The sequence below is a fragment of the Peptacetobacter sp. AB800 genome (assembly GCF_047807365.1).
Lineage (GTDB): Bacteria > Bacillota > Clostridia > Peptostreptococcales > Peptostreptococcaceae > Peptacetobacter.
The window spans coordinates 1-9,706 of the sequence record NZ_JBLOUI010000059.1 but is presented as its reverse complement, the minus strand read 5'-3'; the positions used below and the strand labels follow the sequence as shown (position 1 = coordinate 9,706).

The following is a 9,706-nucleotide window of genomic DNA, read 5'->3' as shown; positions in this document are numbered from 1 at the left end:
GCTCATTTATTGTAAGATGGTTATATAGACTCATATCATTTTCTCCTTGGTTTTAATTTTTGTTGGCATGAATATTATACCAAGAAAATGATATGAGTTCTTTTTTTGTTGCACTTAGATTATAAATTCAAGGGTAAAAAGAGGGATGATATATTGAAGTTAGTCAATATGTTATCCCCTTTATTTTTTTATGTAACAGATTTTTATTAGTTATATATAGCTAGATAAAAGGGATAGAATAGCTAGAATAAGTATTTTGATAATGTTTGATGTAGTTTTTTCTTCAATTGACATAAGTAAATGTGTAGTCTAAGATTAAGTTAAAGATTATTATAGAAAGTTATGGAGGATAAGTTGGTTAATATAGTAATTTGTGAGAATGATAAGAATGATCAAGAGTTTGTAAAAGATAAAGTTGTAGAGATTTTAGATGATTTGGATATAGAATATGAAATAAAAGTATATAATTCTGGAGATGATTTGCTAGAAGGGTATGATAAATATACTGATATTATTCTATTAGATATACAGATGGACGGTTTAGATGGAATGGAAACTGCTAGAAAGATTAGAGAGTTCGATGATAATGTAGAGATAATTTTTATTACTTCATTTGTAGAATATGCTTTGGAGGGATATGAGGTTAATGCATATAGATATCTGTTGAAACCTGTTAAAGATGAAAATTTGAGGACTAGTTTAATAAACTGTTTGAATGATAGAAATTTCGTTAAAAGAAGTATAGTGATAAAAGAAGGCGATACGAGGATAAAGATTAGTTTGAAAGATATAATGTATATTGAAATTCAGGGAAATGATATAACTGTTCATACGTTGAAAGATACGTATAGGACAAAGGGGACTATGAGTAATTTTGAAACTGAGATAAATAGTGATATGTTTGTTAGATGCCACAAAAGCTATCTTGTGAATTTAGAATATATAAAAAGTATAAAAAGATATACTTCTATTCTCGTAAATGATGAAGAGGTTCCTTTGAGTAGGAATAAATATAAAGAAATAAAAGATAGATTCTTTGAGATGATAGAGGATAAGTTATGTTAGAAGAGTATAGTATATACAGAATTTTATCATCTACAAATATGATATTATTTGTAGTTAGTTTTATTATGTTTATGAGAAAAAAGAAATATAGCTCATATTTTGGAAAAGACTTTGGCAATATAGTAACATATATTTTAACAGCTGCAATAATATTGTTTATAGGTTTTCCTTTTGGTGTTGTGGAGATTCAAATTTTAACAGCTATTATAATTATGTTAACTTTAATTTGTAGATTTATTTATAATCTAAATTTTAGAGATACAGTGATAAATTCTTTTATATATAGTTTAGTGTATATTTTATTAGAAGCTTCTATTTACTGGATTATTTCTACTATATTTGAATTTAGAGTTTGTATTATATGTTTTTTAGATTTAATAATTAGTTCAACAATTATTTTAATATGTGTTATTTTTTACAATAGATTGAATAAGTTTTATAACAAAAATAAATATAAGATATATATATCAATGGCTGTAATAACAAATATTTTAATTGTCATTTTTTTAAATGCGTTTTCAAGTAAAATTGAAGATTTATATAAAATAGTAATGAAAAATAATATCAAATACGATAAAATGTGGGCTACTATAAATTTATCTGGTTTTATAGATTCCGTATTTCCGTATATTTTAGTAATAATAAATATGATTTTGATATTTATATTTGTAAATTATGTGAAATCAGAAAAAGAAAATGCTAAAATGCAGATTGTGAACGAGAAATTAAAAATGCAATATAAATACTACTTAGATATGGAAGAAAACCAGAAAAAAATGAGACAGGTATATCACGATATGAACAACCATATAAAAAATATAAAATCTATGAAAAATAATGGTACAGAGATAGACGAATATATAGATAGTATAGAAAAAGAAGTGCAGGAAAATAGATGTGTGTATAACACAGGAAATACGCTATTAGATATTATTTTGTTTGAAAAAGATAAAGAATGTCTGAAAAATGAGATAGAGTTTAACACACTTATAGATTTTAGAAAATGTGCTTTTATTGAGATGATTGATATAAGTAGTATTTTTTCGAATTTGATTGATAATGCTATAGAAGCGTGTGTTAAGATAGAAGATAATGAAAAGAGATATATCACTTTGAGAACAGCTAGGATAAATGGATATTTTGTTATAAGGTGTGAGAATAGTAAGTCTAAAAATATTCATTCTAGTAGAGATAGTAAAGGTGGATTTATTACATCTAAGAAGGATAAGTTTTATCATGGGATAGGGATAGAAAGTATAAAATCTTCTATAAATAAGTATGAGGGGGATATTAGAATAAAAGAGGAAGAAGAAAAATTTGTAGTTAGTATTTATTTACCTATGAATGAAATTTGATATAACAAAGGGATGTTGAAATCATAAATTACAACATCCCTTTATTTTTATATTACTTTATTGTTTTCTGTTATTATTGGAGCTACTTCGTCTTTTTCACCGTATAAGTCAGGTCTAGCTAATAAGTATTTTTTTAATTCTTCTCTATTGTGGAATTTTGTAGCCTGGAATGGAGTATCTGGTCCGTATTTTTCGACGAATAAAAGTCCGTCGTTGGTATCTATAAGTACACCAGTGTGACCTACAAAACGAACATTGTCAAAGGTAGAGTGAACGTAGATATTTATAATAGATAATCCTTTAGATTCGTCTATTTTAATATCCCTATCCTTTAACGCTGTTTCTATTTTTTCCTCGTGCTGTTCTAATGTTTTTGCATCATCAAGAGGAATCCAGTTAAATAGAGTAGTGTAATTTAGCTTTTCCTGATCAGTCATAGAAATTGGCTTATCAGTGTCTATAGCATCTAAATCTAGCATTAAGTATGTATCAGAATCATCTGGTTTACAGTTTGTAGTTAGTGCGTTTTTCATAATCATAAATGACGTTAATCTACAATTCACATAGTATGAAGGCATGTCTTTAAGCTCAAGAGTAGAGTAATCGACTAAATCTCCATCCATTTTCTTGAAGCCATTAGATAATTGACCATCTTTTACATAAGAATTAAAGTCGTCCATCCATTCATTTAATTTATTTATCTGATTTTCTGATACATCATGTTTTTTTAGTTCTGAGAATACTTCTTCTCTTGATTTTGTATCCTGCATATTAGAATACATTATATCTTTGTTTGAAGCACAACCTACAAGAGCAAGTAGTGCTATAGTAAATGCACCTAAAAGTGCGATAGTTTTTTTAAATTTGTTTTTCATATTATAGTCCTTTAGTTACAAGTTAGAAAAGCTGTGTATTAGTTACCAAATCCACTTAAAACATTTTCGAACCAAGCTCTTATTTTGTCAAATAATCCCTGTTCTTCAGCTTTATCATAAGCTTCTTTTGCTTTATCTGCGGCTTGACTAGCGGCTTCTCCAGCTTTGTCAGCAGCTTGACTAGCTAAATCTCCAGCCTTATCAAGTGCAGCATTTGCAGCTTCTTCAACTTTGTCCTGAGTAGCATTTACAACAGCATCAGATCCAAGAGCTGATTCATCAGTCTGTTCTAATATACCAGTGTCAGCTCCACCACCTAGGTTAGCAAACCAATGTTTTATTTTTTCAAATAAACCAACTGTGTCTACATTTTCACCTATAGCTGATAGATTTTCGTTTATATTGAATTTAACATTTTCTAATGTAACTTTTATATCGTTGTAGTTGTAGTTCTGAGCACCTATTTTTTCCATTAAAGATGTAAGTGCCCGAATCTGTTCTGGTGTAAGAGTTACGTTGTAGTTATTAGTAACGTTGTTTATTATGTCAGCAATCTGAGTAGTATCGCTAGTTCCTTCTTTTATTACCTCATTTTTAACGTCGTTTACAACACCAGCAGCTTTATCCTGACCGATTTCATCACCTAAATCACCAGTAGTAACAAGCTCTTCATTGGCAAGTTCTTTTTTAGTTTCATCTAGTTTTTCTCCAGAAGCATCTTCAAATGCTTTTATAACACCTGTTAATGCTCCAGTACCACTAACTGCATACGGTGCAGCAGCTATTACATTGGCACTTGTAAGACCTGCAGTAGTAAGTGTTGAAGCTATCATTGAGCTTGTAACCCAAGTAAGGTTAGCTGTTTTTACATTGATACCATCTTTTCCAGAAGTTGGCTCAACATAAGCACAAGAGATAGTTCTTCTACCTAACTGAGCATCAGTTGCCACGCCTTGAAGATATTTTCTTTCTTCTGCGTTTGTTACGTTTATAATCATTGCTTCATTTTCAGAAACTCCGAAATAATCTAGCATCATCTGTTTCTGCTGAGCATTTAAGTCGGCTCCAATAGTAACGACTTTTGATCCATCTGCAAAAGCTATAGAAAGACTGCTTAGTATCATTGTAGCTGAAAGTGCTATTGCAGATAATTTCTGTTTAATCTTCATATTAAACCTCCTAAAAATAAATTTGCAGTGAGCTACACTGCACATTCACTATACTTAATATACACTATTTTTTGAAATAATGCGATTACAATTATGTTATTTAGGTTACAAAAGAATAGTGAATTGTAAAGAAAATGAATAAATAAGTTACAAATTATTCATTAAAAAAAGATTGTTATACTATTATTATGATAATAAAAAGAGTTTTTAATTCAATAAAAATAATAAAATTTAAAAGAAGAAAAAATATTTGAATGTATAAATAAAAATGTTAAGTATAAAGAGAATGTGGTAAAATAATTATATGAAATTAAAATAATTTAAAAACTTTTAGGAGGAATAAAAAATGTCAAAAGAATTAGTTCAGGATAGAGTAATAAAATACTTAACAGAAAATTTATATGTGCCACTAGATATGATAGATACTAATGTGCCACTAGCTGAATTTGCAGAAGGTATGGAAGGTGAAATAGACGTTTTAGTTAACGTTGTAGATGAAGAAGGATACTATGCTCCAGTAATGGTAGTTCAGTGTTTAGATGAAGATACTCCAATGGAAGGGGATGCTCTTGAAAAACACATAGAAAGACTTGAAGAAATAGATGATGTAACTTTATCAGGAAGAGTAGTTTTAACTAATGGAGATCAGATGATGTACGCTGACTGGAGAGGTGAAGAAAACGAAGAAAAAGATTTACCTGAATACGAAGTTATGGTACAGGAATTTAAAGCTATGGAAGAAGAAGTAAAAGCTCATGAAGCAGAACACGCAGCTGATTGTGACTGTGGATGCCATGACCACGACTGTGATTGTGGACACGACCATAAATAATGATAAATTTATTAATTTAAATTAGGCTAGGTGATAGGTATGTTTTCATGGGAAATACTAGAATCTGCTTGCAAAACCTGTAATAGATGTAGACTTGCTGAAAACAGGACAAATGTAGTTGTAGGTGGAGGAAATAGAAAGGCAAAGATACTTCTTATTGGAGAGGGGCCTGGTGAAAAGGAAGACCTTTCTGGAGTACCTTTTGTTGGACCAGCTGGACAGCTACTAGATAAGATGCTTGCTTGTATAGACCTTAGTAGAAACGATGTTTATATTGCAAATGTTGTGAAATGTAGACCACCTGGTAATAGAGATCCAGAGCCAGACGAAAAAAATTGCTGTATAGAGTATTTAAGATACCAGTTTGCTCTAATAAAACCACAGATTATAGTATGTTTAGGAAGAATAGCAGCTCAGTCTATTATAGATTCTAAGTTTAGAATAACTAAAGAGCATGGTATTTGGTACAAGAAAAAGAATTGTTGGATGATAGCAACATACCATCCATCAGCTTTACTTAGAGATGCAGCAAAGAAAAGAACAGCTTTTGAGGATTTAAAAGAAATTAAAAAGAAAATCGATGAGCTTGGAATAATGAGCGAAAAAATTGAAGAATAAATATATATAAAAAAGACGGTTGAAAAAATTCACCGTCTTTTTTGATGTTAAAAATCATCTTGATTTTAAAAGAATTTTAATATTATCCTATGAATACAAGAGCACAGTTTCCGTTTTTAGCCGTTTCAGTGTAGAATTCTTTAAGATCTTCAAAACAAGTTTTTAAATCTGATTTGATTAATTCTTTTTCATCCTCGTGATCCCAAATATTAGGATACACACTGTGTGTAGCAAATTTTTTCATATCAAATCCGTCAAGATACTCATCTATATCTATGTCATTTAGTGCATCAGCAACATCACATACACCATCTGGCGCTACAAATGCAAGATAAATATCTACCATATCATCTGGAAATTGGCAACTACCAAAAATAGCATCTGTTATTAAACTTTTAAAAGATAAGTCCTCATGAGTTTCCTCTGTTATTAAGAAGTTTAAAGAATCCCACATTTTATCCATATTATATTGATTTAATTCTTCGTTATTAGCTAAATTATCTAGTTCTCTATATAAGTTGATTTCAGTTTCAGATTCGATAGTTTCAACAATTCTATCAAGGTCTTCTGTATTAATTTCTTGATAATTTGCAATTAGTCCCATATTTTCATCCTCCTAAAAATATAAATTAATAGTTTAATACATACAGTTGTTTTTCTTTTAACAATATGAATAAATTTAACAAACTTTTTTGTTTTTATAAAAAAATATTATTTTTCGATTTATTTTATTATGTTATCTTCTTATATTATATATCGTTTTCTTGAGATAGTCATTATATTTTTAGAAAATTAAAAATATATCAATTATATTTTGGTATAAAAATTTTTGGATAAAAAAATAGACTACTGTATCAGTTGTTTGAGGAAAACAGGAGCCTATTTTTATAAAGTTATCTATTCGATTTTTTTATAGCTGATGCTATGATTTCTTTGAATTTTGGATTATCTTTCACAAAGTCAAGCTCATCATCTGTTTCAAGAGATTTTATTATAGTAGACATAAATGTGTCTATAAAATTATTAGTAAAATTATCATCATAGTTATCTTTAACCAGGTTAATTTCACTATATAGAGGAGAGTCGTTTTGTTTAAATATATCACCATATGTTTCTATAAGTGCTGAAAGTGTTTCTACAAAAGCATCAGCATTTTTAGTTTTAATGTAGAATTGGAATTTACCTAAGTTTGCTGTATATTCCCAAATATCTAGTGTTTTGCATAGATTGCAAGATACGTCAGTAATATATTTAGCTGTTTCTATATTTCCTTGATCGAGTTCGATATCTAAAAGAAGTAATAATTGAGAATTTACATCTGAAGTAAGTTCGTACAATTTTTCTTGAGCAGCCTTTTTAGCTTCGTTTAAGTTACCTTTAGTGAATTCCACTCTGGTTTTAAGTTCTGATTTATCAACCATTAGTTTATCAGGAATGGTTTCTAAAAGTTCTTCTGCTTTATCAAAATTTTTTCTATTAACTTCTCTAAATATTAACTGTTGCCGAGCAAGACTTTTTATATTTACATCTGTAGAGTCCATAATTTTTCGATACAATTCTTCTACTTTTAGTGATAATTTTTCAAGCTTATCTAAATCAGAGTTTCCTACTTTAAATATTGCAAACCCATCTAAAGATAAAGCTACGTTTAGTATTAGTTTGTAGCAGTTTGGATATTCTGAAATTATATCCATTGCTTTTTCAAATATTTCATCTATAGTGTGATTAAGTGCAAAGCTTGATAAATCTTTTATCCGATTATTTATTTCTTCATCGGATAAATCTGATTGGAATGATAGTAAAGTGTTTATATCTGTTTTTAATATTTTTGCAAGATTTGGAAGTATTGTTATATCTGGGTAAGAAGCTCCACTTTCCCATTTACTAACGGCTGGAGTAGATACACCAAGCTGGTTAGCAAGTTGTTCTTGAGTTAGAGAAAGAGATTTTCTTTTTTCTTTTATTATTTGATTTATGTTCATAAAGTCACGTCCTTTGTTATGTGAAGATTTGTACTTTTAATATGAAATATATTTCCTATTAAGATTATGATATCAAAAGTGTTAGCTGGGGACAATGGAGCTATTTTCAACTTTTAATCAAAAAATTTAACTATTGGTTAAATATATTTATTATAAATAGATAAATAATGTTATTGTAAATATAACTTCTATAAAGTTTGTGGAATTGTAGTATAATCTATTTAGATATTAATTTTGAAAGGGTGATTTATATGGCAGGTATAAAATACGATATAGTTAAAGAGGTTGGAGTTGTTTCAGAAAATAGTTCTGGATGGACTAAGGAGATAAATCTAATAAGTTGGAATGATAGAGCACCAAAATATGATATAAGAGATTGGGCACCAGGACATGAGAAGATGGGTAAAGGAGTTACTCTATCAGCTGATGAATTAAGAGAATTAAAAAGAATATTAAATGAAATGGATATATAAATAGTTTAAGAAAACTATAAAAATAATTATAAATAAAAAGGATAGTATTAGAGGGGGAGAAATTATATTATGAAAATGTTTCAAAATATAACTCAGGTAAATCAGTATAAAAGCTGTGAAGAGTTTGTTAGTGAGTTTGAGATAGGAGAAATTGACTTTATTTTAGCTACAAAGACAATTTATAATAAATACTTTTCAGATATGGGACTTAAAGCAAAGGTATTCTTTAAGAGCGATTATGGAAAAGGTGAGCCTACAGATGTAATGGTAAATGCTCTTTTAGAGGATTTTAGAAAATCTGGATGCAATCGTGTAATAGCAATCGGTGGTGGAGCAGTTATAGATATGGCTAAAATACTTGTTTTAGCTGGAAATGGAGATGCAGCAGACTACTATCAGAGAAAAATACCACTAGAAAAGGAACTACCTATAATAGCAGTTCCAACTACTTGTGGTGCAGGAAGTGAAGTTAGCAGTGTATCTATAGCTGAATTTGTTGAAATAGGTACAAAAATAGGTCTTGCAGATCCATCAATATTCCCAGATTATGCAATAATAATACCAGAGCTTTTAACTGAGCTTTCTTATGATTTCTTTGCAACTAGTGCAATTGATGCATTGATCCATGCTATTGAAAGTTATGTTTCACCAAAAGCCAATTTATATACAAGAATGTTTGCAACTAAAGCAATGGAGATGCTTTTAAAAGGTTTCAAACTTATTACAGAAAATGGACCTGAGTATAGATTTAATTTATTAGAAGAATTTTTAGTTGCTTCTAACTTAGCAGGTATATCTTTTGCTAATGCTGGAACAGGGGCAGTGCATGCGATGAGCTATCCTTTAAGTGGAGTGTACCATGTTACACATGGAGAGGCTAATTATCAGTTCTTGACAGCAGTGTTTAAGCATTATCAGGCTGCAAATCCAACAGGATTTATTACAGAGCTTAATGAGTTTTTAGGTGGAGTTATGGGATGCGATCCAGATGATGTTTATCCTGAGATTGAAAAGCTACTTGGAAAGGTTATTGTTAGAAAGCCTCTTAGAGAGTATGGTATGAAGGAAGATGAGATAGAGAGTTTTGCTGTTAGTGTTGAGAAGAGTCAGCAGCGTCTGTTGAACCAGAGTTATGTGAAGTTTGACATTGAAGAGATGATGGAGATTTATAGAGAGTTATATTAGGTAGTAAGTGTAGAAGAGGGACGATTTAAAAGATTGTCTCTCTTTTTGGTATGACGGGCATGCTATTAATCTGTGGTGAAAGTCCATAAAAGGCGTAGCTACCAATGAACTTGATAGTGACTTGCAAGGTTTATGCTGCGAAGCATAGGCGA

General features: G+C 29.6%; 10 protein-coding genes. 6 read left to right on the top strand and 4 right to left on the bottom strand.

The annotated features are described in order from the left end of the window. Positions 1 to 354: 354 nt before the first annotated feature. Positions 355 to 1,065, top strand: coding sequence for a LytR/AlgR family response regulator transcription factor (locus ACK2WN_RS11460; protein ID WP_416155643.1), 711 nt, complete (start codon positions 355 to 357; stop codon positions 1,063 to 1,065). 470 nt (positions 1,066 to 1,535) lie between these two features. Then, complete coding sequence (locus ACK2WN_RS11455; RefSeq protein ID WP_416155642.1) at positions 1,536 to 2,420, top strand: ATP-binding protein; 885 nt, start codon at positions 1,536 to 1,538, stop codon at positions 2,418 to 2,420. A 47-nt stretch (positions 2,421 to 2,467) separates the two neighbouring features. Here ACK2WN_RS11455 and ACK2WN_RS11450 read toward each other — a convergent pair whose 3' ends face one another. Together ACK2WN_RS11450 and ACK2WN_RS11445 are read right to left on the bottom strand one after the other, a co-directional pair. Further along, the gene (locus ACK2WN_RS11450) at positions 2,468 to 3,295 is read right to left on the bottom strand and encodes a DUF4300 family protein (RefSeq protein ID WP_300528412.1); all 828 of its coding nucleotides are present in this window, start codon (positions 3,293 to 3,295) and stop codon (positions 2,468 to 2,470) included. A 38-nt stretch (positions 3,296 to 3,333) separates the two neighbouring features. Then, positions 3,334 to 4,464: a DUF1002 domain-containing protein gene (locus tag ACK2WN_RS11445; RefSeq protein WP_300528410.1), complete on the bottom strand. Its 1,131-nt coding sequence runs from the start codon at positions 4,462 to 4,464 to the stop codon at positions 3,334 to 3,336. A gap of 346 nt (positions 4,465 to 4,810) precedes the next feature. On the opposite strand from ACK2WN_RS11445, the gene ACK2WN_RS11440 reads away from it, so the two are divergent. Both ACK2WN_RS11440 and ACK2WN_RS11435 read left to right on the top strand, forming a co-directional pair. Beyond that, on the top strand, positions 4,811 to 5,296 hold the full coding sequence (locus tag ACK2WN_RS11440) for a hypothetical protein (RefSeq protein WP_416155641.1): 486 nt from the start codon (positions 4,811 to 4,813) through the stop codon (positions 5,294 to 5,296). A 39-nt stretch (positions 5,297 to 5,335) separates the two neighbouring features. Further along, complete coding sequence (locus ACK2WN_RS11435) at positions 5,336 to 5,914, top strand: uracil-DNA glycosylase (RefSeq protein WP_300528407.1); 579 nt, start codon at positions 5,336 to 5,338, stop codon at positions 5,912 to 5,914. An 82-nt stretch (positions 5,915 to 5,996) separates the two neighbouring features. On the opposite strand, the gene ACK2WN_RS11430 is transcribed toward ACK2WN_RS11435, so the two are convergent. After that, a complete protein-coding gene (locus ACK2WN_RS11430; protein ID WP_300528404.1) occupies positions 5,997 to 6,518 on the bottom strand; it encodes a YfbM family protein in 522 nt (173 codons plus the stop codon). Between the two features lie 289 nt (positions 6,519 to 6,807). Next, positions 6,808 to 7,896: a helix-turn-helix domain-containing protein gene (locus tag ACK2WN_RS11425; RefSeq protein WP_416155640.1), complete on the bottom strand. Its 1,089-nt coding sequence runs from the start codon at positions 7,894 to 7,896 to the stop codon at positions 6,808 to 6,810. Between the two features lie 251 nt (positions 7,897 to 8,147). On the opposite strand from ACK2WN_RS11425, the gene ACK2WN_RS11420 reads away from it, so the two are divergent. Together ACK2WN_RS11420 and ACK2WN_RS11415 are read left to right on the top strand one after the other, a co-directional pair. Then, complete coding sequence (locus ACK2WN_RS11420; protein ID WP_118548976.1) at positions 8,148 to 8,369, top strand: YdbC family protein; 222 nt, start codon at positions 8,148 to 8,150, stop codon at positions 8,367 to 8,369. A gap of 69 nt (positions 8,370 to 8,438) precedes the next feature. Beyond that, positions 8,439 to 9,554 (top strand): 4-hydroxybutyrate dehydrogenase, encoded by a 1,116-nt coding sequence (locus ACK2WN_RS11415; RefSeq protein ID WP_416155639.1) that lies wholly within the window; start codon positions 8,439 to 8,441, stop codon positions 9,552 to 9,554. The last annotated feature ends 152 nt before the right edge of the window (positions 9,555 to 9,706 follow it).

Coding starts and splice junctions, on each gene's coding strand:
- ACK2WN_RS11420 (WP_118548976.1), top strand. CDS start 8,148: ATGGCAGGTATAAAATACGATATAGTTAAAGAGGTTGGAGTTGTTTCA.
- ACK2WN_RS11425 (WP_416155640.1), bottom strand. CDS start 7,896: ATGAACATAAATCAAATAATAAAAGAAAAAAGAAAATCTCTTTCTCTA.
- ACK2WN_RS11435 (WP_300528407.1), top strand. CDS start 5,336: ATGTTTTCATGGGAAATACTAGAATCTGCTTGCAAAACCTGTAATAGA.
- ACK2WN_RS11430 (WP_300528404.1), bottom strand. CDS start 6,518: ATGGGACTAATTGCAAATTATCAAGAAATTAATACAGAAGACCTTGAT.
- ACK2WN_RS11455 (WP_416155642.1), top strand. CDS start 1,536: ATGGCTGTAATAACAAATATTTTAATTGTCATTTTTTTAAATGCGTTT.
- ACK2WN_RS11445 (WP_300528410.1), bottom strand. CDS start 4,464: ATGAAGATTAAACAGAAATTATCTGCAATAGCACTTTCAGCTACAATG.
- ACK2WN_RS11450 (WP_300528412.1), bottom strand. CDS start 3,295: ATGAAAAACAAATTTAAAAAAACTATCGCACTTTTAGGTGCATTTACT.
- ACK2WN_RS11415 (WP_416155639.1), top strand. CDS start 8,439: ATGAAAATGTTTCAAAATATAACTCAGGTAAATCAGTATAAAAGCTGT.
- ACK2WN_RS11440 (WP_416155641.1), top strand. CDS start 4,811: ATGTCAAAAGAATTAGTTCAGGATAGAGTAATAAAATACTTAACAGAA.